General features: G+C 39.7%; 20 protein-coding genes. 8 read left to right on the top strand and 12 right to left on the bottom strand.

The features are described 5' to 3' along the window. The first annotated feature begins 77 nt into the window (after positions 1-77). Entirely contained in the window at positions 78-536 is a 459-nt protein-coding gene (locus M1F25_RS07900) for a methylglyoxal synthase (RefSeq protein WP_004256102.1), read from the top strand. Between the two features lie 56 nt (positions 537-592). Here M1F25_RS07900 and helD read toward each other — a convergent pair whose 3' ends face one another. Then, the gene (gene helD / locus M1F25_RS07895; protein ID WP_112308202.1) at positions 593-2,644 is read right to left on the bottom strand and encodes a DNA helicase IV; all 2,052 of its coding nucleotides are present in this window, start codon (positions 2,642-2,644) and stop codon (positions 593-595) included. Between the two features lie 123 nt (positions 2,645-2,767). Between helD and yccS the strand changes: the two genes are divergently transcribed. After that, positions 2,768-4,918 (top strand): YccS family putative transporter, encoded by a 2,151-nt coding sequence (gene yccS, locus M1F25_RS07890; protein WP_181489564.1) that lies wholly within the window; start codon positions 2,768-2,770, stop codon positions 4,916-4,918. A 98-nt stretch (positions 4,919-5,016) separates the two neighbouring features. On the opposite strand, the gene M1F25_RS07885 is transcribed toward yccS, so the two are convergent. Next, positions 5,017-5,631, bottom strand: coding sequence for a TfoX/Sxy family DNA transformation protein (locus M1F25_RS07885; protein ID WP_136134709.1), 615 nt, complete (start codon positions 5,629-5,631; stop codon positions 5,017-5,019). A gap of 231 nt (positions 5,632-5,862) precedes the next feature. Between M1F25_RS07885 and sulA the strand changes: the two genes are divergently transcribed. Then, positions 5,863-6,384 (top strand): SOS-induced cell division inhibitor SulA, encoded by a 522-nt coding sequence (gene sulA, locus M1F25_RS07880; protein ID WP_036957904.1) that lies wholly within the window; start codon positions 5,863-5,865, stop codon positions 6,382-6,384. 355 nt (positions 6,385-6,739) lie between these two features. Further along, complete coding sequence (ompA, locus tag M1F25_RS07875; RefSeq protein WP_004256113.1) at positions 6,740-7,831, top strand: porin OmpA; 1,092 nt, start codon at positions 6,740-6,742, stop codon at positions 7,829-7,831. A gap of 175 nt (positions 7,832-8,006) precedes the next feature. On the opposite strand, the gene matP is transcribed toward ompA, so the two are convergent. Beyond that, a complete protein-coding gene (matP, locus tag M1F25_RS07870) occupies positions 8,007-8,471 on the bottom strand; it encodes a macrodomain Ter protein MatP (RefSeq protein ID WP_112308203.1) in 465 nt (154 codons plus the stop codon). A gap of 173 nt (positions 8,472-8,644) precedes the next feature. On the opposite strand from matP, the gene M1F25_RS07865 reads away from it, so the two are divergent. From M1F25_RS07865 to fabA, 3 genes are all read left to right on the top strand, one after another. Beyond that, on the top strand, positions 8,645-8,821 hold the full coding sequence (locus tag M1F25_RS07865; protein WP_071585857.1) for a GhoT/OrtT family toxin: 177 nt from the start codon (positions 8,645-8,647) through the stop codon (positions 8,819-8,821). Between the two features lie 208 nt (positions 8,822-9,029). Beyond that, positions 9,030-10,766, top strand: a complete 1,737-nt coding sequence (locus M1F25_RS07860; protein ID WP_181489563.1) for an AAA family ATPase — start codon at positions 9,030-9,032, stop codon at positions 10,764-10,766. 96 nt (positions 10,767-10,862) lie between these two features. Beyond that, the gene (gene fabA / locus M1F25_RS07855) at positions 10,863-11,381 is read left to right on the top strand and encodes a bifunctional 3-hydroxydecanoyl-ACP dehydratase/trans-2-decenoyl-ACP isomerase (RefSeq protein ID WP_004256129.1); all 519 of its coding nucleotides are present in this window, start codon (positions 10,863-10,865) and stop codon (positions 11,379-11,381) included. Between the two features lie 130 nt (positions 11,382-11,511). Here the strand turns inward: fabA and rmf are convergent, their stop codons facing one another. From rmf to rlmKL, 6 genes are all read right to left on the bottom strand, one after another. After that, a complete protein-coding gene (gene rmf, locus M1F25_RS07850) occupies positions 11,512-11,682 on the bottom strand; it encodes a ribosome modulation factor (RefSeq protein ID WP_004256131.1) in 171 nt (56 codons plus the stop codon). 350 nt (positions 11,683-12,032) lie between these two features. Then, complete coding sequence (pqiC, locus tag M1F25_RS07845; protein WP_004256133.1) at positions 12,033-12,587, bottom strand: membrane integrity-associated transporter subunit PqiC; 555 nt, start codon at positions 12,585-12,587, stop codon at positions 12,033-12,035. Next, positions 12,587-14,236 (bottom strand): intermembrane transport protein PqiB, encoded by a 1,650-nt coding sequence (pqiB, locus tag M1F25_RS07840; RefSeq protein WP_004256135.1) that lies wholly within the window; start codon positions 14,234-14,236, stop codon positions 12,587-12,589. Before pqiB ends, pqiC begins: the two co-directional genes overlap by 1 nt. Next, complete coding sequence (gene pqiA, locus M1F25_RS07835) at positions 14,233-15,507, bottom strand: membrane integrity-associated transporter subunit PqiA (protein WP_071585858.1); 1,275 nt, start codon at positions 15,505-15,507, stop codon at positions 14,233-14,235. The genes pqiB and pqiA overlap by 4 nt, the downstream gene beginning before the upstream one ends. Positions 15,508-15,537: 30 nt before the next feature. Next, positions 15,538-17,445, bottom strand: a complete 1,908-nt coding sequence (locus tag M1F25_RS07830) for an ABC transporter ATP-binding protein (RefSeq protein ID WP_004256139.1) — start codon at positions 17,443-17,445, stop codon at positions 15,538-15,540. Positions 17,446-17,456: 11 nt separating this feature from the next. Continuing rightward, positions 17,457-19,565 carry a bifunctional 23S rRNA (guanine(2069)-N(7))-methyltransferase RlmK/23S rRNA (guanine(2445)-N(2))-methyltransferase RlmL gene (gene rlmKL / locus M1F25_RS07825; protein WP_181489562.1) on the bottom strand — a complete coding sequence of 703 codons (2,109 nt, stop codon included), beginning with the start codon at positions 19,563-19,565 and terminating at the stop codon, positions 17,457-17,459. 98 nt (positions 19,566-19,663) lie between these two features. Between rlmKL and M1F25_RS07820 the strand changes: the two genes are divergently transcribed. After that, a complete protein-coding gene (locus tag M1F25_RS07820) occupies positions 19,664-20,779 on the top strand; it encodes a YcbX family protein (RefSeq protein ID WP_094960704.1) in 1,116 nt (371 codons plus the stop codon). A 125-nt stretch (positions 20,780-20,904) separates the two neighbouring features. On the opposite strand, the gene M1F25_RS07815 is transcribed toward M1F25_RS07820, so the two are convergent. The 3 genes from M1F25_RS07815 to pepN form a co-directional block, all read right to left on the bottom strand. Beyond that, positions 20,905-21,450 carry a cell division protein ZapC gene (locus M1F25_RS07815; protein ID WP_094960703.1) on the bottom strand — a complete coding sequence of 182 codons (546 nt, stop codon included), beginning with the start codon at positions 21,448-21,450 and terminating at the stop codon, positions 20,905-20,907. A gap of 271 nt (positions 21,451-21,721) precedes the next feature. Beyond that, positions 21,722-22,732, bottom strand: coding sequence for a quinone-dependent dihydroorotate dehydrogenase (gene pyrD / locus M1F25_RS07810; RefSeq protein ID WP_094960768.1), 1,011 nt, complete (start codon positions 22,730-22,732; stop codon positions 21,722-21,724). Positions 22,733-23,055: 323 nt separating this feature from the next. After that, a complete protein-coding gene (pepN, locus tag M1F25_RS07805) occupies positions 23,056-25,674 on the bottom strand; it encodes an aminopeptidase N (RefSeq protein WP_164455817.1) in 2,619 nt (872 codons plus the stop codon). Positions 25,675-26,023 lie beyond the last annotated feature (349 nt).

The following is a 26,023-nucleotide window of genomic DNA, read 5'->3' as shown; positions in this document are numbered from 1 at the left end:
ATTATGATATATGTTGTATATCTTTGCTCATTCAATTTTTAAAGATGTCTATCTCGCATCTTATTTAAGGGAACATCATGGAATCAACTACCCGTAAAATTACAGCCTCAAAAAATATTGCTTTGGTTGCCCATGACCACTGTAAACCTTCATTATTATCTTGGACTAAGAAAAATAATGAACGGCTTCAAGCTCACAATTTATACGCAACAGGAACTACAGGCAATTTAATCCACCAGCACACTGGGTTGCCTGTTACGAGTATGCTAAGTGGCCCAATGGGGGGAGACCAACAAATAGGCTCAATGATTGCGGAGCAAAAAATTGACCTATTAATTTTCTTCTGGGACCCTCTTAATGCTGTGCCTCATGACCCAGATGTTAAAGCACTACTACGTTTAGCCACCGTTTGGAATATTCCTGTCGCAACCAACTCTGCAACCGCAGATTTTTTAATCACCTCACCCTATTTTGATAATACGATAGACGTCGTTATTCCTGATTACGAAAGCTATTTAACCAAACGAACTAACTAATTCTATCTCTATTAAGCGCCAGAGTATTCTGGCACTTAATAGATCATAATATAGCTTTAAGGTTTCTTTTGTTTTGGAACGCCCAATTGCTTGAGTTCATCGACAAATTCTGACGGTTTTTCTGGGTGATAAAGCAACCAAACTTGCTGCTTAGCCCGTGTTAATGCGACATATAGCAAACGCCTTTCTTCTGCATGGTCAAAATCTTCGGGCTTAGGCAATAATGCTTGCTCAATAACTGATTCGCGCGCAGGCGCAGGGAAACCATCCTTTCCGCTATTCAGACCACAAATTATCACATGATCTGCTTGCTGCCCTTTTGATGCATGAATAGTCATAAACTGAATATTTAATTTTGGCCAACGAGTTTTGGCTTTATCTAAAATATTAGGTTTTAAATAATGGTAGCGGGCTAGTACTAATATCGTTTCATCATCAAGGACATAACCACTCATTTTATCCAATAAGCGTTCCAAGGCATCTTCATAAAGAAGAATAACAGATTTTTTATTCCCTTTAGTTAAACTATTCAATGGCTTATCTAACTGCATAGGGTTTTGTAAAATAAACTGATTTGCAACCTCACCAATGCGTTGGTTAAAACGATAAGTCGTGTCTAAAGCGCAAAGTTCCCCAATACCAAAGTTATGTTCAAACGATGTCGTTAAGTCTAATTCTGCACCACTAAACCGGTAAATGGCTTGCCAATCATCTCCAACCGCAAATAATGTGGTTTGCTTATTCTGCTGACGTAGTGCTTGCAGTAACTTCGCCCTGAGAGGTGAAATATCTTGAAACTCATCAACTAAAATATGTTTCCATGGGCTAATAAAACGTCCTTTTTCTAAAATATTAATGGCTTGATGAATTAATCCAGAAAAATCAATTGCACCTTCATCTTTCAAAGCGCTTTTCCATACTTTCAATAGCGGCGCCATTAAACGAATACGTTTTTGAAAAAGATCTCTTATTTCTTCCGACGTATTATCAATCATGTCCTTCTGGCTACCGCCATGCATACGCATTAAACTTAGCCAACGGTCTAAACGGGCAGTGACTTTAGTGCTAATTTTTTCGTCTTTCCAGAATTCACCGTCTGGAATTTCCCATTGCAACTCTTCAGAAAGCCATTCTCGCCATCCTTTTGCCTGCGCTTTCTTTGCTGAACATTGTTCTCGCCATTCGTTTAATAACAGTGTTTGTCGTTTTTGAGTGTCTGTTTCTAACTCGCTAATCACTGGCGATTTTTTGCTACCTTCACGAATGATATGTAGAGCAAGCGCATGGAAAGTTTTAGCTTCAATATCTTGTTGTAAACGTAAATGAATACGCTCATTCATTTCATCTGCAGCTTTACGGCCAAAAGCCAACAAAAGAATTTGTTCTGGTTTTGCCAAACCTCGCAAGATTAGCCAACCCGCTCTTGCAACTAGGACTGATGTTTTACCACTTCCAGCCCCCGCCAGTACTAATACATTATCCTCACCATTAATCACAGATAAGGACTGTGAATAATTGAGTGGTGATGTTTCTACTTGCTGGAAAAAATCGTGATAACGAACTAATACAGACTCACACCAGTGATCGTTAATTTGTTTTCGGCATTCTTGACCGCTATTCAGCCAATTCAGACATTCGTGATATTGTGCTGCACAATTTTCATATAATGAAATGCGCACCAAAGGCATAGGCAGAGACGAAAAGTTTTGTGATATTTTATCTTTTATTTCAGATAGATGACGTAATGTTAGCCACCTGTCTTGTTGTGTCAATTGTTCAATCGAATTAACTAATTCAGTCAATACACTAGCACTGACTTGACTCATTTCAGTGCTCCATTGTTGCCATTTTTCATTCAAATAATGGTAAAAGCGCTGAGTTTGCTTCCATTCAGTACCATGTAAACGAACAACTTGTTCATTCACAATTTCAAATTCTAACTCCCCCCAAACAATCCCTCTCTTACAACGAAGATCGATAAGTTCATTAAATGGGATAAGATATTGGTGGTTTTCACCACTCACTTCAATACCTGCGTTGAGTAAGCGAACCCGATTGTAGGGATGCTGAGCCAGACGCTGTCCAATCTGTGTTGATTTCAGTTCCATACGTCCTGCACCTGAGAAAATCAATGACAAAAATACGGTTGGCTTGATTCCAAACGGTTTTTTATTCCTTGCAAACAAGCTATCCTATATAGATTAGGGCTTGTCTTACCTTTGAGGTACTTTGTGTTAACACTGCTTACCAGTTATCGTCGTGTGCTATATAACAGCCATTTTTTATATTATATCCGAATATTTATAGCCCTGACAGGCGCAACCTTAGTGCCGTGGTTGTTAAACCAAGAGCCTAAAATCACCATCCCACTGACATTGGGTGTGGTTGCTGCAGCACTAACTGACTTAGATGATAGGCTAACTGGCAGAATAAAAAATTTAATTATTACACTTTTTTGTTTTTTTATTGCATCAGTTTCTATTGAACTACTTTTTCCCTATCCTTTATTTTTCTTTTTTGGCCTCGCATTTTCTACCTGTGGCTTTATTCTTCTTGGCGCTTTAGGGCAGCGATACGCAACCATCGCATTTGGTGCGCTGTTAATTGCCATTTATACCATGCTCGGCGTACCCATTTTTGATACTTGGTACCAACAACCCACATTATTACTCACAGGGGCAATTTGGTATAATATTTTAACCTTGATTGGGCATATCTTATTTCCTGTTAGGCCATTACAAGATGCAATTACCCAATGCTATCAGCAACTTTCAGCTTATCTAGATGCAAAAGCCAACTTATTTGACCCTGACTTAGAAGATGACTACCAACGCTCAGTTTATGATTTAGCATTAGTAAACAGTCATTTGGTCAGTACCATGAACCAAGCAAAAATTGCATTACTGAGTCGGTTAAAAGGAGACCGGGGGCAAAAAGGTACCCGAAATTCGCTACAATACTATTTTGTTGCCCAAGATATTCACGAACGAGCGAGTTCGTCTCATATTCAATATCAACAACTTAGCCGTACTTTACGTCATTGTGATATTTTATTTCGTTTCCAACGCCTATTAACTATGCAAGCGAGAGCCTGCCAGCAAGTTGCTCAATCTGTTTTATGGCGTAAACAATACCAACATAACCCTCGTTTTGAGCGTACTTTCACTTACATTGAAAAATCGCTACAGCTACTAAAACAGCAATCGCCTGAGCTTCATGAAATTAAGGCCCTATATAACTTACTTAAAAACTTAAAAGGAATTGACGTCCAACTGAAAGGCCTAAGCCTTGAGCAGAGTTCATGGCAGCAAAATAATAAGCAAATAGAACAGTTATCTGACGAATCGTTATCAGGTATTAGTGATATTATTTCGCGAGTTAAGCACCATTTAACACCAAAATCCTCTTTATTTCGCCATGCAGTAAGAATGTCAATTCTCCTTTGTACTGGCTATATCATCATACAACTATTTGATATGGAAAGAGGATATTGGATATTACTCACGAGTTTATTTGTATGCCAACCAAACTACAGTGCCACTAAACGGCGCTTAGCCCTTCGCATAATAGGAACTATCGTTGGTATTCTTATTGGCTTACCTTTGCTGAATTTAATCCCTTCAATGGAAGGGCAACTTACGCTAATCGTTATTTCTGGTTTACTGTTTTTTATGTTTCGCAGTAGTCAATATGCCCAAGCAACATTATTTATCACACTTCTCGTTTTGTTTTGTTTTAACCTACTGGGCGAGGGGTTTGATGTTGCACTTCCACGGATCATTGACACATTAATTGGTTGTTTTATTGCATTACTTGCAGTGAGTTTTATTTGGCCAGACTGGAAGTTCCGCCAACTTCCCCAAGTCATTCAAAAAACAATGGACAGCAACTGTCGCTATTTAGATGCTATTTTACAACAATACTACCAAGGTAAAGACAACCGCCTTGAGTACCGAATTGCACGTAGAGATGCACATAATAATGATGCAGAGTTCGCTTCTATTGTGTCCAATATGGCTTCTGACCCCAAGTCTTATCGAATCACCCAAGAACAAGCTTTTCGCCTACTCTGCTTAAACCATACCTTACTCAGTTATATTTCTGCATTAGGCGCACATCGTGAAAAAATGCAAAATGAAGGTAACCTTTCATTACTCAACGACGCAATTTGCTATGTTGAATCGTCGTTACAAATCACCATCATTGACCCACTCGTTATTGATGAAAAATCAGATAAGCTTCGCCATAGTTTATTAAACCGAATAGATAACATTTCAACTAGTGATGACGAAAAAACGTTACTTATCATGGAACAAACTAAGTTATTACTCGAATTAATCCCTGAGATAAAACAGATAATTCGAACCATTAGTGCGTCATAAATATACCGATGAGCGGGTATTAAAATCCTAAATACCCGCCCATTTCATATCGCGTAATGTAATATTAATTCTAATAATAACAGTCGCTTTCCGCAGGTTTAGGCTGACGTCAACTCAAAACTATTATACCAAGCAATTAACTCTTGTTTGATATCCTTGGGTAAAACAGCACTATGACACCCTTCTATTGCAGCAGCTAAGCCAATGAGTAACTTAATACTTGGGTTATTCCTACCATGTTTTTTTAGCTTCATAAAACAAGCCTTTGCCCCCATCATACGCAGCTCATCAACATGCGATACCCCGATTTTCCCTAGTGCGCGCTCAACCGACATATTCATATTAGGCAAATCTTTTATACGCATAGTCATTGATTGCTTTTGTTTTAATTCCTCGATAGCTGAACGGTACGCCAACTCAATATATTGGAGAAACAAGGACTCGTCATGCCAAACTTGTTCCGAAAGTAGATAGTAGCGCATTTCTAATGGAATGCCTTTTTTACTATAAACTAACCGATTAAACCCTAACGCTTCAAAGTGACTTCTTGCCACTAAGCAGCCACGCAAATAAAAACAACCATCGAGTACCAACCCTACAATGGCATCATCGACTAATAGACAAAATCCACCAAAATGATTTTTACGTTTTAGCTCGCCAAACTGACTTAACAAACGAGATAAATAAAAAATTTTTTCTTCTTCTAACAACATTACCAAACTCCTTTTTGGGTATGCTCAATTTTCATCCTTGAGAAAAATAATTTTATAACTTCTTTTTTTACAGATAATTACGCATAACTAATTTTGAGAGCTTCCATAAAAAATGCCAAGAAGAATGCAGAAAAAAACAACAAAGTTGCGAAGCGCTTTGAAAAAATAGTCTTGATATTGGATGGATATACAGTTACTGTATGTTTATACAGCATTGTAACGAGGTAAATTATGAGCATCTATTCTTGGAACAACTCAACAGAACATTCTCTTAATAATTACGCACAATCAATCCCTGCGACAGGGCTTACTAACAGCTCTATGCAACAAGGTATGGTGAGCGAGCTTGTTTACGATGAAAAACACCCTATTATGGATTACATTTTGTTGCCAATGCTTCGCCAGTTTGGGGTTCAATCACGCTGGTTACTCTGGTTAAGCCCTAATAAGAAACTCAGTAAGCACTGGTTAGAACAATCAGGAATACCAACTCATAAGGTTATGCAATTAAACCATATGGAAGATATCACTACGATTGGCGCCATGGAAAAAGCACTAAGAAGTGGTAATTACAGTGTGGTTTTAGGGTGGCTACCTGAAATAAGCGAGCAAGATTTTGTTCGCTTGCAATACGCAGCTCAAGAAGGCCGTTCTATCGGTTTAATTATGCGCCCACAGAAAACGTTTAATATGATTAATACACTAGCAGGACAGCCAAACCACTTAAAAATTCATTCAAATCATTACCACTAGCCAAGATTAAGAATTTTCTTACTAAATTTAACCTTTAGAAATATTTTCCTCTAAAGTTAAATTAAATGTATTGTAGATCAATCAGATAGATAAAAAATAATCATTACAGAAAATATACATATCTCTCTGATTTATACACTAAAAAAATACTTTTTTTAACGATTATTGCTCACTCTACTTGTATCTTTTTAAGTTCGTTGTAGACTTTAGCTTGTTCGGCTTATGGCATTATTTTTTTACTTTTATTATTTTTTTGTAGATAATGTCTGCGAAACCTAGCAAGTAAATTAAACCAATGGCATATAATAAGGCTCAGCGAAGCCAAGCCAATATTGGATGATAACGAGGCGTAAAAATGAAAAAAACAGCTATCGCAGTAGCAGTGGCAGTAGCAGCTTTTGCAACCGTTGCACAAGCAGCTCCAAAAGATAACACTTGGTATACCGGTGCTAAATTAGGTTGGTCTCACTATGAAGACACTAGCCTGAATCCAGCAAAAACTGGTACAGACTATGCAGGTTGGGGCACTGTTGGTAACAGCACTGACCGTGACACAATCGGTGCAGGTGCCTACGCTGGTTACCAATATAACCAATACTTAGGCTTCGAGCTTGGCTATGATTGGTTCGGTAAAATGAAATACAAAGGCGCTGGTAACAGCGGTGACCTGAAATCTATGGGTGTTTCATTAACTACCAAATTAAGCTATCCAATCATGGATGACTTAGATGTTTACACTCGTTTAGGTGGTATGGTTTACCGTACAGAAGCTAAAGCTCACCAAAATGGCCAACGTTTCAAAGAAACTGACACTGGCGTTGCACCTGTATACGCATTAGGTCTTGAGTATGCAATCACTCCAGAGTGGGCTACTCGTTTAGACTACCAGTGGGTTAGCAACTTAGGTGATAAAGACAACATCGGTACTCGTCCAGACAACGGCATGCTGAGCGTTGGTGTTGCATACCGTTTCGGTCAAGCTGATGCTCCAGTTGTTGCTCCAGCTCCAGTTGTTGAGCCAGCAGCTCCAGTTGTTGAAAACAAACGTTTCACACTGCGTTCAGACGTTCTGTTTAACTTCAACAAAGCATCTCTGAAACCAGAAGGTCAGCAAGCTCTGAATGAACTGTACAACGAACTGAGCAGCATCGACCCAACTCAAGGTCGCGTACTGGTAGTTGGTTTCACTGACCGTATCGGTTCACAAAACTACAACCTGCCTCTGTCACAGAAACGTGCTCAGTCAGTAGTTGACTACTTAGTATCTAAAGGCGTTCCAGCTAGCGCAATCGCTGCAGAAGGCCGTGGTAAAGAAGATCCAGTAACTGGTAACAAATGTGACAACGTTAAAGGCCGTGCAGCTCTGATCGAGTGTTTAGCGCCAGACCGTCGCGTTGAAATCGAAATCCAAGGTACAACTGAAGTTGTAACTCAGCCAGGTGCTTAATTCTTAGCCCTAGTTTGAATTTCGAACTGAAATACAAAAACCCCAATTAATATTGGGGTTTTTTATTACTAAAAATAATAGACACGATACAAAAATTCATTTTTAAAATTAAACTTCCCGCAATCATGTCATATAGCTTGAATTACCAGCACGGATCCTCACAGATCTTCTTTAATTATCTTTTCCCCTTTGGTGTTCCAAGGATCGCTTGCAAATCTTGTTTTAATGAGCTCATTTGGCTTTCATATTTATCTTTGTGTTCCGCATCTTCAATCAACTGAATAATAGTTTCAGACAACGTTTTATTACGCTTCACGGCAAGATTAGACAAACGCTGCCATACTGAAAAATTTAAATCTATTGATTTCTTACGTGTATGTGGATGCTCGGCATTAAAATGACGCTTACGCCTCGCCCGAATACTCTGTTTCATTCGGTTATCAAGCTCTGGGTTCATATGCTGAGTGATCCACTTTAGTACATCAACCGGTCTATTTTCCATTTTTAGCAGCAAGTCTATGGCTTCTTTTTCTGCGCTTCTTTCTATATAGCGGGTAATTGCTTCGCCACCTCTTGCTTTATTGACGAGGTATTCCCATTTCCAGCCACATTCAAGATTTTCAAGCTGCTGATATTTCATAATTTTTCCTGAAGAAAATTGAACCTATTTTTATATTAGCAAGATTATAAACAAAATACTCATGCAGATATTCGATTTAGTGGAATATTCACTTTTTCAATAAAGAAGGTAAGCCTACCTTGTAAAAATAGTGTACAATCCGCCCCTATCTGTTAACAAATTAATAAAACTGCATGTCCACATTTGAATACATACTCGTCATCTATGGGATTGGCGGTGTATGCGCAATGCTATTTACCCTACTCGTAACAAAAGATCCAAACTTTTTTATGCGCCTACTGAGCGCCATACTTATTGGCTTAACTTGGCCAATGACACTACCCATTGTATTTATGTTTTCGTTATTCTAGTCGATAATTCAACAATTATTGCTGCAAGATTGCCTATCAAAGGCTAATATAACAAGCTTGCCCATTGGGTAATGAATTAGCCTGAAATTTGTTTATAAAACAAACAATGCTATTTAGCAAATTTATTAAATAAACCTTTTTCAGGCATATACGCCCAGCTTACTGGCAGGCATTTTATTTATAACTCTATTAATAGCAGATAATTATAGTGATCAGTCAAGAACTAACATGGCAAGGCCTAATTCCTAACTTATCGTCATTTCAGACGAAATTTGTATCTTCAGAAACGTTGACCCCTGCAATTTTATCAGACATTCAGCCTAGGCTATCTGATGGCATACAACATTTTGTTGATGAATTTGCCCAAACGCGCTTTATGTTTATCAAGTCTGATGAAAGTGAGACATATCTTAGCCTTTATGCTAATGCAATTACCCCATTACTGGCAGAGATAAATACTATTGATGGTGACTATCAATTATCTGAAGATAACCGCGTTTTCCAGTGGGAAAATGGTGTTACAAGCCGTTTTTCTTCTCGTGATAAAATCGCTTACCGTAATTGGATAGAACCCGAACAATTATTTGGCTATGTTACCCCTTCCTTGAATTTAGTCCCAGGCTTACTTCACCAAATCAATGGTGGCATATTAGTTATCGCTGCTAGCACATTAATTAATCAACCTTTAATGTGGGCTCGCCTAAAAAATATGGTTAACCGTCAACAGCTTGAATGGCTACCTTATTCGGATAATCAACCTTTACCCATTGAAATTAAGCCACAGCCTTTAGAACTTAAAGTCATAATTGTTGGTGACCGACTCGCTCTAGAAGAATTTGAATTTACATCACCAGAGCTATTTAGCTGCGCTATTTATGGCGAATATGAGCCTGTTATGTTCTTCGAAGATGAAGAACAATTGACCTTATGGATGCGTTATATTAAATCCATTATTGATTCAAATAAATTACCGAATATTTCCCCTGATGGGTGGCTTCCTTTTATCCAACAAGCTGTACGTTACTGTGAGGATAAATTTAATCTTCCTCTTGATAATCTTTGGTTAGTTCGCTCCCTTGTAGATGCCAGCCATTACCATGTCAACCATTTGCTCACTCAAGAGTCATTTAATCAAGCTAACGAAAATCGCCAATGGCGCCATAGTTTCCTAGCAGAACGTACTCAAGATGATATTTTGCAAGAACAGATCTTTGTTAAAACCGAAGGCGAAGTTATCGGCCAAGTTAATGGTTTATCTGTTTTGCAATACCCGGGGCACCCTGACGCTATTGGTGAACCTTCTCGAATTACCTGTGTCGCCCATTTAGGTGATGGCGAATTCACTGACGTAGAACGCAAAGCAGAGTTAGGTGGTAATATCCATGCCAAAGGCATGATGATCATGCAAGCCTATTTAAATTACGAGCTTAAATTAGAGCAACCTCAACCTTTCTCAGCCTCTATCGTCTTTGAGCAATCTTATGGTGAAGTTGATGGTGATAGCGCATCACTCGCAGAGCTGTGCGCTTTAATTAGTGCATTAGCACTACAGCCTATTGACCAGCAAATTGCTATCACTGGTGCGGTTGACCAATTTGGCTATGTCCAACCTATTGGTGGGGTGAATGAGAAAATTGAAGGTTTCTTTGATATCTGTGAAAAACGCGGGTTAACTGGCAACCAAGGTGTCATCATCCCAATGGCAAATGTCCGCCATTTATGCACCAAATCTGCTGTCGTTGAAGCCGTAAAAGAAGGCCAATTCCATATTTGGCCCGTTGAACATGTCGCCCAAGCCATTACTTTACTCACTAAACAACCTTACTTTGAACAGCAAGCTGAAGAGGAAAATATACACCTGTTAGCTTTAATTCAAGAACGCATTAATCAAGCAAATTCACCGGATAAGGCTAGACTTCCTTGGTTCTTAAAATGGATGAGTTAAGTAAAGATTGCGTAAAAAATAGCAGATCGGAGTTGTTCAGCGTACAAGTGTAAGCTATCCTGTAGCCCTACACATAATAAAGGCTATCTTAAGAACATGGTTGATAAACGCGGATCCTACACAAAAGATGATTTAATTGCTTCTGGTAAAGGCGAATTATTTGGAGAAAATGGTCCTCCACTGCCATCAGGAAACATGTTGATGATGGATCGCATCGTCAGTATGACTGAAGATGGTGGCACATTTAATAAAGGTTATGTGGAAGCTGAACTGGATATTAATCCAGACCTTTGGTTCTTTGGCTGCCACTTTACAAACGACCCTGTCATGCCTGGCTGTTTAGGCCTAGATGCAATGTGGCAGTTAGTTGGCTTCTATCTTGGCTGGCTTGGCGGTGAAGGAAAAGGACGTGCTTTAGGCGTTGGCGAAGTTAAATTTACAGGCCAAGTCCTCCCTACTGCGAAGAAAGTCACTTACCGCATCAGCTTTAAACGCGTGATCAACCGTAAGCTGATCATGGGGTTAGCAGACGGTGAAGTCTTAGTTGATGGTAAATTAATTTATACTGCAACAGACTTAAAAGTGGGTCTTTTTAAAGACACGAGCGCATTCTAAGCTTTGAAATGCAAACCTCCGCAATGGCGGAGGTTCTTAAATTGATTGATATCTTTAACTTAAAAACCCGAAAATACTCAAATAAACGAGTACAGGCTATTTAACCTAAAAGATTAAAAGAATGTGGGGGTTACACTACCGCTATGGTTCGATCCTCCATCGCCTTTCGCCAACCACCTAGCCAATGCGACCGAGCATCTACTGCTTGATATGGGCATAGTTCTTTAGAGCGCCCTGCTAAACCTGCTTGATAACCTCTTGATAAAGCTCTTTCTAAACGGTCTCGCTTCTGTCTTTTCATGCCTTACTTCCCTCATCATTTAAATGGAAAAGAAAACAGCACCTACTATTTTTTAATAGGCACACTATAGAAATAGCGCCCGTTGATAAAAAAATCAAGTAAAGATTTTCATATATTTGTCATAAATAGCATAAATGTGACTTGTATGTGGCAATTAATATAATCTATTGATTTTAATCATAAATAAAAATATCCTTTTATTTATCATCATATTAGAGAACAAAAGAATTTATCATTCACTAATATATAAATTAAAAAAATATCTATATTTAATAAAAATAATAATGCACCTAAAATATATAAACCATATATATTAAAGGTGCATTTAATATAAAATACTTAGGTAATAACTAGTATTTATCTATCTCTTTCGCAATACTCTCAGCCACTTGCTGCCAGCCCATCGATAACGTACGGACCAACTCCGGGTAACCATCTTCATTTTGATCTAATTGCACATCAAAATTACGGCGGATCACGTTGTTATTATGAGAGTAAGTCCAAAAGCCTTGAACTAATACTTTACCGTCATACCGCCCATTAAAGGCCGTTAAAGTGATATCGAGCGTATCCGGCGAGTTCTGTAATGGCTGCAAAGAAACTAGTTTTTCAGGTAATGCCGCAGATAATTCTCTCACCATCGACTGCCCAAGCTGTTGTTCTAATGGGCTAGCCCATAAGTGTGTACTCGCATTGGTATAACTGACATCTGTCGTTTGGTAAGTAATACCATTTGACGTCAATACATCCGATAACATGATGCGCTGTAACCATACTTGGCCTTTATCCATCACCTCTGCAGATTGTGTCTGAGGAGTTTTCATTGGCAATTGATAGTACTTTTTCTCAGGAGTACTACTACAAGCCGCCAATAATAAAACAAATATCGATAATAAATATCTCATTATTTTTTCACTCCTTTAGGCTCAACATCCTTCGTTGGCTCAGCTTCAAAAACTAATGCGTTACTCTTATTATTTAAAGTACGTAAAAGTGGCTGAACTTCTCTCAATACTTGGTCTAAACGCTGCATGTTATCCACCATTTTATTATAGGCTGGTGAACCAGGTTGGAAACCTTGCATTGCACGGTTCATTTCTTGCAGTGTTTTTTGCAAGTCATGAGGTAAATTTTGGAACTCTTTACTCGCCATCACTTTGTTGAGCTGTGCCAACATGGCATTAGCTTCTTTAACAACTTTCTGCCCTTCTGCCAATGTTTGTGTGGTTTGATTAAGCATTGGTTCAATTGGCATATTGTTAATTTTATCCAACACTGCAATGACTTTTTGTTGAATTTGCGCTAACCCTGCACTGGTTGTCGGGATAATTTTATAGCCAGCAACTACAGTTGGGCCTTTATAAGGCTCTGCATTTTGCACAAAATCCAAATCAACAAATAATGCGCCAGTTAGCAAGTTTCCTGATTTTAATGATGCCCTTAAGCCATCTTTCAAGGCTAAATTTAATTCATTTTTCAAATTAAAATTCTTACCGACATCTTTAGAGAAACGCTCTGGCTCAATGTGAATCAAAACCGGAATTCTAAAGTCATTATCCAGTGATTGGTCTAAACCTTCCGTATAAAAAGGCACTTGTGCAACGGTACCTAAACGAATACCACGGAACTCTACTGGCGCTCCGGGTTGCAGGCCTCGCACTGAGTCTGAGAAAAACAAAACAAAATCTTGATACTGCGTATACAAGGAATTTTGAATACTACTTTGGTTATCAAACAGTTGGAATTCAGTATTTTCCTTCACATTTGCACCTGGAACCCACCCTGTTGGAACATCAAAACTCACACCACCGGTCAGTAATGTGGCTATTGAGCCCATTTCAACGTGAACTCCTTGGGATGACATATCAAAAGCAATGCCGCTGTCTTTCCAGAAACGTACATTTGAACTAATCAATTTGTCATAAGGCGCATTGATAAATAATTGGTAGCGCATATCACGCTTGTCCATATCAAAGTCACTGGTTTCAACAGAACCAACTCGGTAACCACGGAATAATACTGGGTCACCTGGGTTTAGTTGCCCTGCCTTATCGCTCACCAATACAACACGAATTCCCTTAGCATCTGGTGATGCAAGAGGCGGAGTATCCAATAAGGTGAACTCGAAATGTTCTTTTGCCGCTAACCCCGGTTGAAGCTCAATGTAAGCACCTGAAAGTAATGTGCCAAGCCCAGTGACGCCATCACGCCCAATTGTCGGTTTTACAATCCAAAACGCGGAATCGGTACGCAACAATTCTTTCATTTCATTATTCAAGCGCGCTTTAATAATCACTCGACTAAAGTTGTCATCAAGTGTCACGCTTTCTACAACGCCAATATCAACGCTGCGACTTTTAATTTTCGTTTTACCCGCTTCTATTCCTTCAGCATTGTAAGTGATTAATGTCACTTCAGGGCCTTGGTTGCTAAAGTGGTAAAATAAAACCCAAGCACCAAGCAAGAGCGTCACTATTGGGATCACCCATACAGGCGACCAACTTTTTAGCTTGCTAATTTTGGCATTGGCCTGCGGTGTTTCTTTTTCAGTCACCCGATGACTCCTTCTTGTTCAACAGTATTTACTGCATTTTTTCTTTCACAGCGATCCCAAGTTAATCTAGGGTCAAAGGTCATCGCTGCAAACATTGTGAGAATAACAACCACACCAAAGAAAATAATCCCCATAGCAGGGACAATATTCATCAACTGCCCCATTTGAACCAAAGAGGCTAAAATAGTGATAACAAATACATCTATCATTGACCAACGACCAACATATTCCACCAACTCATAAATAAAATGCATACGATGTGGGTCACGATTACCGTACCCCTTGGAATCTAGGCAAAGCCATGCAATTCCTATCATTTTCAATGTAGGCACCATAATACTGGCCACAAAAATCACCATGGCAACAGGGTATGACCCGTCTTCCCACAACAAAATGACTCCGTCAATAATGGTCGAGTTTAATGCGGTTCCCAACGTATTTGTGGTCATCATTGGTAGTACGTTAGCAGGGATATACAACATAATTGATGTCACTAAAAGTGCCAAAGTCCATTGTAAACTTTGGTTTTTCCGTACACTACCATGGGAGTGACAACGTGGGCATTTTGATTGTTCGGCAGGTAAAATCGCCGTACACACAAGACATAAACGTACATCTTGTTTAATACCCGTCTGGCCCACGATTAACGGCTTATCTAATTTCGGAGCCGCTTCAATTCGGTTCCATAGCCAGTGACGATCTAAGCATTGAAAAGCCCTTACTTGCAGCATGCAGTACGCGCAATAAGGTAAAAAGCTTAACCCGATGCCAATATCGCCGTAAGCTATCAATTTAACAAAACTGACTAAGACCCCCGCTAGAAAGATCTCAGCCATACACCACGCTTTCATTTGGAACAGTATACGGGTGATCACCACTTTAATACCTTTAGGAATATGAACTTGCAACCCTAAAAGGATAATGGTGACCATACAAAATGCAGGAATAATCAATGAAAAGAATAGAAAAAATAGTGCCAGACCGCTATAACGCGTGGTTGCTATAATTTCAATGATTTGGAATAGTGAAATTTCATTTTCAATCCCTGCGGCGCCCATCTTAACAAAAGGGAACAAGCAGGCAACAAACAGCATAATTAATGCACTGAATGCATATGCTGCCGGCTGCTTATACGGATATCGCCACTTTGAGACCAATGTGGTTTCGCAGCGTGGACACGTTGCCTTGCTCCCTTGTTCCAACTCAGGAACTGCAACCAACATGTCACACTGAGGACAAAGCACATGTTCATGAGACGCATGGTTGCACAAAGTGTATTTGCTCCTTTAATTAAAACGTAATTAGCCGTTCTTCAGCAATTCAAGCTCTTGCCAACGGTCAAATGCTTGCTCTAGTTCAGCTTCTTTTGCTGCTAGCTGACTCAGCGTTTTTTCTGTTACATCATGTGGTTGATTGAAAAAATCGGCATCACCAACTTGAGTTTGCAATGTTTCAATTTCACTTTCAAGTTGTTCCAATTTTGCTGGCAATTGTTCCAATTCACGTAATAAATTGTAACTGAGCTTATTTGAACGTTTTACCGTTTCTTTCGGTTTCGTCTGTTTATCTTGGGCAGTCACTTTACCCGTTTGTTCTGCTTTCAAACTCACTGTTTGTGCTTTTTGCTGCTGAGCATCGTAATATCCGCCCGCAAAACGCTTAATAACCCCATTACCTTCGAAGATCCAACATTCTGTCACACTGTTATCAACAAACTCTCGGTCATGGCTAACCAATAAAACCGTTCCTTGGTAACCATCAACTAGCTCTTCGAGTAACTCTAAGGTTTCGACATCAAGGTCGTTAGTCGGTTCATCGAGGATCAATAAGTTACTTGGTTTTAGGAATAAACGCGCAAGCAACAAGCGGTTACGCTCACCACCAGAAAGCGCCCGAACAGGAGTCATCGCACGTTTTGGTGGAAACATAAAGTCTTGTAAGTAGCCTAAAACATGGCGTGGCTTGCCATTGACCATGACTTCTTGTTTGCCTTCCGCCAAGTTATCCATCACGGTTTTATCTGGGTCCAATGCCGCACGGTGCTGGTCGAAATAAGCAACTTCCAACTTAGTCCCACAATGAACTCGTCCGCTATCTGCTTGTAAATCTCCTAGCATTAAGCGCAATAATGTTGTTTTACCACAACCGTTTGGCCCAACTAGCGCAATTTTATCGCCACGTAATACTTGAGCTGAAAAATCTTTTACCAGTACTTTATTATCAATCTGGTAATTCACATTTTCCATTTCGAACACAATTTTGCCAGAACGGGCTGCTTCACCCACTTGCATTTTCGCTGTGCCCATCACTTCACGACGCTCTGAACGCTCTACGCGTAGCGCTTTCAGCGCACGAACACGACCTTCGTTACGAGTACGTCGCGCTTTAATACCTTGGCGGATCCACGTCTCTTCTTGGGCTAATTTACGGTCGAATTCTGCATTTTGCATCTCTTCAACACGCAATGCTTCTTCTTTATTCACCAAGTAGTCATCATAATTACCCGGCCAAGAAGACAGCTGCCCACGGTCTAAATCAATAATACGTGTTGCCATATTACGGATAAACGAACGGTCATGGGAGATAAATACGATGCTGCCTTGGAAATCTTTTAGGAAGTTTTCCAGCCAAAGAATTGTTTCTATATCTAAGTGGTTGGTTGGCTCATCTAAAAATAGTACTCGTGGGTTACTCACTAACGCACGGCCCAAAGCTGCTTTACGAAGCCAACCCCCTGATAGTGAAGACAGTTCTGCATCCGCAGGTAAACCGAGTTTTTTCAGCACATCACTGATACGAGAGTCCAGCAACCATAAATTGCGGTTATCTAACACCTCTTGCAATTCAGCCAATTTATTTAGATTTTTTTCACTCGGGTCGGTTTCGACCTCTTTTGCAACATGGTGATAATCTTTGAGGTACTGAGCCTGTTCTGCAACACCTTCAGCCACAAAATCAAAAATAGTGCCTTCAATATTACGCGGTGGGTCTTGCTGCAAGCGTGCAACAACTAAATCTTGCTCATAAACCAATTGGCCATCATCTAACGGCTGTTCTTTCGTTAACACACGCATTAACGTTGATTTACCCGCACCATTGCGACCAACCAAACATACACGTTCGTTATCTTCGATATGAATTTCTGTATTATCCAGTAATGGGGCATCACTAAACGAAAGATATGCACCCGACAAATTAATTAAAGCCATTGATTCTATCCTTACTCTGCGTGGCTAATTAGCCAGCAGTTATGTATTTGGCGGTTACGAGCAAAATCTTCTGACAGTGTTTTAGCTGTGATTTCTTGTGCTTGTAATCCTAATTCTTTAATTGCTTCAAGATCCATTTTGAAACCGCGTTTGTTATTAGAAAACATTACGGTTCCACCACGGCGTAATAACCGCTTTAGGTGGGTAATCAATTGGATATGATCTCGTTGTACGTCAAACGTACCATCCATGCGTTTTGAATTTGAGAATGTTGGGGGATCAATAAAGATCAAATCAAATTGTTCCCGGCTATTCGCCAGCCAACTCAAGCAATCCGCTTGAATTAAACGATGTTGGCGACCTGTTAGCCCATTCGCTTGTAGGTTTTTCTCAGCCCACTCAAGATAAGTGCGTGACATATCTACGGAAGTGGTGCTTTTCGCGCCGCCAAGCCCTGCATGCACAGTGGCAGTGCCGGTGTAACAGAACAAATTTAAGAAATCTGCATCTTTACTCATCTGGCCTAACATTTTACGGGCAATACGATGGTCAAGAAATAACCCTGTATCCAGATAGTCCGTCAAATTCACCAACATTTTCGCATTGTATTCTTGCACTAAAAAGAAATCGTCTTTTTGCGCTAATTTCTCATACTGCTGCTTGCCTTTTTGGCGCTGGCGCGTTTTTAACACTAGCTGATTCGATGTCAGTTCTAGCACATTCATTGTTGCAGTGATCACATCAAATAGGCGTTGACGAGCTTTGCGTTCATCAACAGTTTTCGGTGGCGCGTATTCTTGGATAACCACTTTGTCGCCATAAATATCAACCGCAACATTGTATTCAGGTAAGTCTGCATCATAAACACGGTAACTATCAATGCATTGTTGTTTTGCCCATTTACTTAATTTCTTGATATTTTTACGTAAACGATTTGCAAAATCAGGTGAAATTTCCGCTATCGTTTCTGATGGCGTAGCCGCTAGCTGGTAGTTTTTCTGGACACAATCTAAAGGACCATTCTTAGCTTTAAATTCACGCTCTGAACGCAGTTGCAAACAGCTAAGTAACTCAGGAGAAGCACTAAAAATCGATAAACGCCAACCAGGGAAGCGGGCCTTCACGATCCGCCCTAACTGGCTATGTAGCGCAATTAAAGCAGGCTCACTTTCTAAACGCTCCCCATAAGGGGGATTGCTAATAATCGTGCCTAACGCATCGGCCTTAACTGGGTTTTCCAATGCAGCGGCATCACCTTGCTTAAAGGTGATTAAATCTTGTAACCCTGCACGGCGCGCGTTCGCACGAGCCATTTCCAGTACGCGCTTATCGATATCAAAACCATAAAAACGCGATGTCGTTTCTTTCAAACCTTGGCGGAAACGCACTTGCGCTTCCGTGGTTAGTTCACGCCAAAGTTCCGCGTTAAATTTCGACCATGCATAAAAGCCCCAATGCGTACGGTGTAACCCGGGGGCTTTATCTGTTGCCATCATTGCGGCTTCAATTAACAAGGTTCCTGAACCGCACATTGGGTCGACCAAGGGTGTTCCTTGCTGCCAACCTGAACGGTTGATAATTGCTGCCGCCAGCGTCTCTTTTAAGGGCGCTTGACCTGCCAAATCACGGTAGCCACGAATATGTAATGAATCACCACTTAAATCGAGTGCTACACTGGCTTTTTCTTTATTTAAATAGACGTTAATACGAATATCCGCTTGCTGGCGGGCGACATCAGGGCGCTGGTCTAGCTTGCGTACGAAGCTGTCTACGATAGCATCTTTCACTTTCAATGCACCGTATTGGCTGTTGCGAATTTCTTCGTTAGTCCCTGTAAAATGAACAACAAAGGTATCATTGACGGAGAAAATCTCACTCCAGTCGATTGCTTGTACACCGAGGTACAAATCTAAGTCACTGTAGACGTCAAAATCATTCAGTGGCAATAAAATACGCGATGCCAGCCGACTCCACAGTAGGCTTTGGTACATCACACGTTCGTCGGCCTGAAAATAGACACCCCCTTGGGCCACTTTGCATTGGCTAGCGCCAAGCGATTCTAATTCCGTTTTCAGTAGTTCTTCAAGGCCGCGAGCTGTGCTGGCAAACAGAGAATTCATAGTATTTATTACCAATTTGGATGAAAAATTGTTGCGCATTATAGCTAATCTTATGCAGTTGTCATAAAGTTGCTACGCACAATTATAAGGATTAAAAAATGATAACGCTTTCGCGCCTTTACACACACCCAGTTAAATCTATGCGAGGAGTTCGTTTATCCCACGCCTTCGCTGATATTAGCGGTTTGACTTTTGATCGTAATTTTATGGTAACCACGCTGGAAGGTAAATTTATTACGGCGAGAAAATATCCACAAATGTTACTTTTTACACCGGTAATGCTCAATAATGGTCTTCACTTGCGAGCACCAAATGGCGAAAGTGCGACGGTATTGTATCAGGACTTTGATGATAAGCAGAGCCCTACTGAAGTTTGGGGCAATCATTTTCATGCACTTATTGCACCTGAAGCAATAAATAGCTGGTTAAGTACCTTTTTTGACGAACCGGTACAACTACGCTGGCTAAGCCCGCAGCTTTCTCGTCGCGTCAAAGAACACCAAGATGTGCCGATGTCTTTTGCTGACGGCTACCCTTTCTTACTGATCAACGAAGCTTCTGTCCAAGAACTGCAACGCCGTTGCCCTGCCAGTATTAAATTAGAACAGTTTCGTGGCAACTTAATTATTACAGGCGCCAAGCCTTTTGAAGAAGATACATGGAAAACCATTCAAATTGGTGATGTCATCTTTACATTAGATAGGCCATGTAGCCGATGCATTTTAACTACTGTTAGCCCAGAGAAAGGGATCAAACATCCCCACAGTGAGCCACTTGCGACATTACAAACCTTCCGTTCAGATGAAACAGGGGATGTCGATTTTGGCCAAAATGTGATTATTAAAAATACCGGTGTTATTCGTGTTGGCGATACTCTGACGGTATTAGAAACTAAACCAGCAAAACAGTATTTAGTTCAAGAGCGGGAAAGTGACCTAGCAGCTAATAGTTTAAATACTCAAGCCAATAAGGTCAGTTTAGTTTTTGAAGAAACAGAATATACCGGTGATAACCAAAATGTGATCCTGGAGCAATTAGAATCCAATGGTTTAACTATCCCTTATTCATGTCGAGCTGGCATCTGTGGTCGCTGTAAAATTAAACTTATTTCAGGGGAAGTCACCCCGTTAAAACAAAGCGCCATTAAAGAAAACGGTTATATACTCGCCTGTAGTTGTATCCCGAAAACATCCGTTAAATTAGCGTTTAATTAAGCGTTGATTTTGCTTTTTAACACCATCAAGGTTTCAATTCTACGATGGTGTTAAACGCTCAAAACTAGATTAATTAGCAAAAAAACTTTTTGTTTCACTATTCTTTTTTGATCTCTAGCGATCATTTAAATAGCATTACCGTATAATTGACGTTTCACTTTAGATGAATATTCAAGCATGCGATCGTTCATGATCTTAATTGGATCGCAAAATCGTAAAGTTCGATCGGGTAATTCTAAAATTGGTTCCGCTAATAAACATAAACTCGCAGAAGAGCCAGCCTCAGCAATAATAAATGTGGAATAATGGTTCGTATTTTCTAAACACACTTGAATTATTTGCCCCTGCTTAGGCTCATTAATATAGTGAAATGAAGAAAAGTACCAACTCTTTGGCATCTGTGGCTTTAAAAAACGAAAAGCAACTAAACTATTTAAGACTAATTCAGCTCTTTCTTCTTGAGTAATATTTAGCCTTTTAGCCTGCTCATCAAATAAATAATATTCACCTGCATCTTCGATACTAAAAGGCATCTCATTACGAGCAAAAACCGTTAGCATCTTAGCAGGAAAACATGAACGAAATATCATGCCGTTGGCGAGATCTAACATCACCCTATTATGGTCATGATCAAAATACCAACGCCAATGATCATCAGGTTTAATATTCATAAACGATCCTTTAGCGATTTACCGGTAAATAAAGTAGAAATGATCTCTATAATGATCCTTTCTAAATTTACTCTAAGGCTATTTTTATATGCTAAAAATTGGATCTGCTAAATAAGAAGATGCGTTAGAAATAACTGGATAATATTGTTATCTAAATAGCAAATCTACTGAAAATTGAGTTCAACTTGATACAAAAATAGCCACTATTAGCAATATAGTTTAAAAGGGGGAATAAATAAACCCCCTTGATACGTAAATTTACAATTTATTACTAGATATGATTAACAATATCTTTAATTAATTTTGGCCCATGATAAATAAAACCAGAATAAATTTGAATTAAAGAGGCACCCGCTTCCATTTTTTCACGCGCCGCGGTAAGGGAATCAATTCCACCTACTCCAATTATTGGCAGCTTTCCATTTAACTCACGTGAAATAATCTTAATAACTTGTGTACTTTTTAATTGCACAGGACGGCCACTTAACCCACCAGCCTCATTACAATGATTTATCCCTTGAACCAAAGAACGATCTAGCGTGGTATTCGTTGCAATAACGCCATCAATATTATGCCTAACTAGGCTATCTGAAACTTGGATAAGTTCCTCTTCAGATAAATCAGGCGCAACCTTTACAGCGACAGGTACATATTTTTGGTGCTGTAATTGTAATTCCAGTTGTTTTGCTTTTATACTACTTAATAAATCATCTAGTGCTTCGCCATATTGTAATGTACGCAAGCCTGGCGTATTTGGTGAGGAAATATTAATAGCAATATAACCTGCATGAGCATAGACCTTATCCATGCAAATTAAATAGTCATCTTTACCTTGTTCAACAGGTGTATCTTTATTTTTACCAATATTGATACCAATGACCCCGCCGTAATTCGATTTTTTAACATTCTCAACAAGATTATCGACACCTTTATTATTAAAACCCATCCGGTTAATTAAACCTTCTGCTTCTACAAGTCGAAATAACCGCGGTTTGTCATTACCAGACTGTGGACGAGGAGTTACCGTACCAATTTCTATAAACCCAAAACCCATTGCACCAAATGCATCAATACATTCACCATCTTTATCTAAACCCGCGGCGAGCCCTAGTGGGTTTTTAAAGGAAAGCCCCATGCATTGAACGGGTTTAGTGGCAACAGATTGGCGAATAAGACATTGGAAAGGGGAATGGTTCAAACGTTGAAGCTGGCGAAAAGTCAATTCATGAGCTTTTTCAGGGTCGAGCTGGAACAGTGCCTTGCGGGCAAGATGATATAACATATCCAATAACCTATTTTTACTAGTGCGTTTCAATAAAATAGACATTATGTCGCGCGCCAAAACCCTCGCCAAAGACTGATTGCCGAGTTTTCACTGTGCGAACTATTTTTCGTCGGATAAAACGCGCTATAGATTACCCTATCTCACCGCGCTTTTACCATGAAAAAATCAATAAAAATTCATTTGCCTGGTTTTTTGGGGGAAAACAACCACTTTATGACAGTTATCTCTCATTTAATATTCCATTATTGTCATAAACAAATAAGCCGCTAAATTAATTTTAGCGGCTTATTAAAACCAATAATTGGTTAGCTATATATAAATCAGCTTTCTAACGCTTTGGTAATTTTTTCAAATAGATCACCAGAAAGGTTATCGAGCGCTTTCAATTGCTCAAGCACTTTGCGCATCTGCGCTTGGCGCTGTTCATCATAACGTTTTAAACGGATCAACGGCTCGATCAACCTTGAAGCCACTTGCGGGTTACGTGTATTCAGATCGACTAAAATTTCATACAGGAATTGGTAACCACTGCTATCTTTCGCATGGAAATTAACGGGATTCCCTGCTGTGAAAGCACCGACAAGTGAGCGAACACGGTTCGGGTTACTCATACTAAATGAGCGGTGATTCAATAATGCACGTACATTGGCAAGCGCTTCTTTTGCAGGGTTCGCCCCTTGCAATGTAAACCACTTATCCATGACTAACCCGTCATGGTGCCAACGCTCATCAAAGTCTGCCATTAACTGTTCTTTACAAGCTAACTGTGATTCATTTGCTGCGGTCAATGCGGCCAGCGAATCCGTCATGTTATCGGCAGATTGGTATTGTTCCAGCACTAAATTGTTCGCCAGTTCGCTATCATCACCCGCCGCTAAGTATTGCAGGCAAATATTACGCAATGAACGTTTAGCAATATCTTGGTGATCAACACGATAGCCATCAATATTAATGGAGCGATAAACGGTGAGAAGCTCATCATGCATTTCTACTGCTAAATGATGATGGATAAAATTCACCACTTCGTGGATCGCTACCGGGTCAATAACCGTAAATAATTCTGCAAGCTCATTTTCGGAAGGCAACGTTAAGATCAAGGCGACTAACGCAGGGTCAATCGAATCACTTAATAATACACCGCGAAAAGCATCAACTACTGGCTCAGGTAAAACTAAAGCCTCACCATTTTGATAGTGAGCCACGTTAATTTTTACATAATTATTAATGAGTTGCTGAGCAGCATCCCAACGAGCAAATTCATTGCTTGCATGCTGCATCAAGAAAGCTAATTGCTCATCTGTGTAGTTGTAATCTAATTTTACAGGGGCTGAAAACTCACGCAATAAGGAGGGAACTGGGCGACTTGTCACCTCATCAAAAACAAACGTTTGAGTTTCTTGCGTAATGTTTAGCACTGAATTTACCACACTACCATCACGTTTTAGCGTAATAATTCCACCTTGCTCATCATAGAGCTCAATATCCAATGGGATATGTAATGGCAGCTTTTCAGCTTGATCCGCTGTAGCTGGCGTCATTTGGCTAACATGTAGCGTATATTGCTGTTTTTCTGGTGAATATTCATCACGCACAGTTAAAACTGGCGTCCCTGATTGGCTATACCAACGACGAAATAGTGATAAATCAACATTTGACGCATCTTCCATCGCCTGCACAAAATCGTCACAGGTTGCCGCACTGCCATCATGGCGATGAACATAAAGTTGTATTCCCGCTTGGAACATTTCCTCACCGAGCAGCGTATGGATCATGCGAATGACTTCAGACCCTTTTTCATACACTGTTAAAGTATAGAAATTGTTCATTTCGATGACTTTGTCAGGACGGATCGGGTGCGCCATTGGGCTTGCATCTTCAGCAAACTGGGCTGAACGCATCACTTTAACATTGTTGATACGGTTAACAGAGCGAGAGCCTAAATCAGAGCTAAATTCTTGATCGCGGAAAACAGTTAACCCTTCTTTTAAGCTCAATTGGAACCAGTCACGGCAAGTGATACGGTTACCAGTCCAGTTATGGAAGTATTCGTGACCAATCACAGATTCGATATTCAGATAGTCTTTATCCGTCGCTGTCTCACTTTTAGCTAAAACATATTTAGAGTTAAAGACATTCAAACCTTTATTTTCCATGGCTCCCATGTTGAAGAAATCAACGGCAACAATCATATAGATATCAAGGTCATACTCTAAACCAAAGCGTTCTTCATCCCATTTCATGGCATTTTTCAGGGACTGCATTGCCCATGGTGCACGGTCTAAATTACCTTTATCGACAAAAAGTTCTAATGCAACTTCACGGCCACTACGAGTGACAAATATGTCTTTTAAAACGTCAAAATCGCCTGCAACTAAGGCAAATAAATAACTTGGTTTTGGGAATGGGTCTTCCCATTTCACCCAATGGCGGCCGTCTTCTAACTCACCTTCTGCGATACGGTTACCATTTGATAATAAATAAGGATAACGTGATTTATCCGCTGTAATTGTGGTGGTATAGCGAGCCAGCACATCTGGTCGGTCTTGGTAATAGGTAATATGGCGGAAACCTTCCGCTTCACATTGTGTGCATAACGCCTCACCTGAAACATATAGCCCTTCTAACGCTGTATTCTTTTCAGGGCTAATTTCATTCACAATCCGCAGTGTAAAAGATTCAGGTAATGATTCAATAATCAATTTACCTTCAGATTCTTTATAGTTTTTCCACGCTTTGCCATCGACTTCAATACTGACTAGTGATAAATCTTCGCCATTGAGTTCAAGTGTTGATGACTGAGAGTTAAGGCGTTTTACCTTGCTTATTGCGGTAACGACTGTCTTCACTGGGTCAAGATTAAAATCGAGGTCAATTTCTGTAATTGTGTAATCAGGTGCTTGATAATCCTGACGATATTTCGCTTGTCTTAGCTGGGTCATAAGTAACCTTTTAATTCGTTATATTCAATATCGTACTGCTTTATTACTTATACAATACTATAAGCCACAATAATGTGAATGGATTTGAGAAACATTTTCATCAAAAAATGTTATCTATTTTTATGGCAATGTTAGCTTTGTATGTCACACCCTGCTTAACTTTGTTAAAAATTCGTTTGTTTGTTGGTGCTATAGTACTATTAAATATTTTATAGCGTGTTAGTATCTTTTCGTGATTAATGCTTTTTGTCTATTTCTATGGAACATAATACGAATAAAACGTATTTATTTGATTTTATAGTAATACAAAAAGGCAATGCGTGAATTTAGGTTGCCGTGCTCCTTGAAA

Origin of the sequence: Providencia sp. PROV109 (assembly GCF_033681625.1) — a bacterium.
GTDB lineage: Bacteria > Pseudomonadota > Gammaproteobacteria > Enterobacterales > Enterobacteriaceae > Providencia > Providencia hangzhouensis.
This window is presented reverse-complemented; position numbering and strand designations above follow the sequence as displayed.

Coding starts and splice junctions, on each gene's coding strand:
- rlmKL (WP_181489562.1), bottom strand. CDS start 19,565: ATGAATTCTCTGTTTGCCAGCACAGCTCGCGGCCTTGAAGAACTACTG.
- M1F25_RS07900 (WP_004256102.1), top strand. CDS start 78: ATGGAATCAACTACCCGTAAAATTACAGCCTCAAAAAATATTGCTTTG.
- M1F25_RS07815 (WP_094960703.1), bottom strand. CDS start 21,450: ATGAATATTAAACCTGATGATCATTGGCGTTGGTATTTTGATCATGAC.
- matP (WP_112308203.1), bottom strand. CDS start 8,471: ATGAAATATCAGCAGCTTGAAAATCTTGAATGTGGCTGGAAATGGGAA.
- helD (WP_112308202.1), bottom strand. CDS start 2,644: ATGGAACTGAAATCAACACAGATTGGACAGCGTCTGGCTCAGCATCCC.
- sulA (WP_036957904.1), top strand. CDS start 5,863: ATGAGCATCTATTCTTGGAACAACTCAACAGAACATTCTCTTAATAAT.
- M1F25_RS07820 (WP_094960704.1), top strand. CDS start 19,664: ATGATAACGCTTTCGCGCCTTTACACACACCCAGTTAAATCTATGCGA.
- fabA (WP_004256129.1), top strand. CDS start 10,863: ATGGTTGATAAACGCGGATCCTACACAAAAGATGATTTAATTGCTTCT.
- M1F25_RS07830 (WP_004256139.1), bottom strand. CDS start 17,445: ATGGCTTTAATTAATTTGTCGGGTGCATATCTTTCGTTTAGTGATGCC.
- rmf (WP_004256131.1), bottom strand. CDS start 11,682: ATGAAAAGACAGAAGCGAGACCGTTTAGAAAGAGCTTTATCAAGAGGT.
- ompA (WP_004256113.1), top strand. CDS start 6,740: ATGAAAAAAACAGCTATCGCAGTAGCAGTGGCAGTAGCAGCTTTTGCA.
- pepN (WP_164455817.1), bottom strand. CDS start 25,674: ATGACCCAGCTAAGACAAGCGAAATATCGTCAGGATTATCAAGCACCT.
- M1F25_RS07885 (WP_136134709.1), bottom strand. CDS start 5,631: ATGTTGTTAGAAGAAGAAAAAATTTTTTATTTATCTCGTTTGTTAAGT.
- M1F25_RS07865 (WP_071585857.1), top strand. CDS start 8,645: ATGTCCACATTTGAATACATACTCGTCATCTATGGGATTGGCGGTGTA.
- pqiC (WP_004256133.1), bottom strand. CDS start 12,587: ATGAGATATTTATTATCGATATTTGTTTTATTATTGGCGGCTTGTAGT.
- pyrD (WP_094960768.1), bottom strand. CDS start 22,732: ATGTTATATCATCTTGCCCGCAAGGCACTGTTCCAGCTCGACCCTGAA.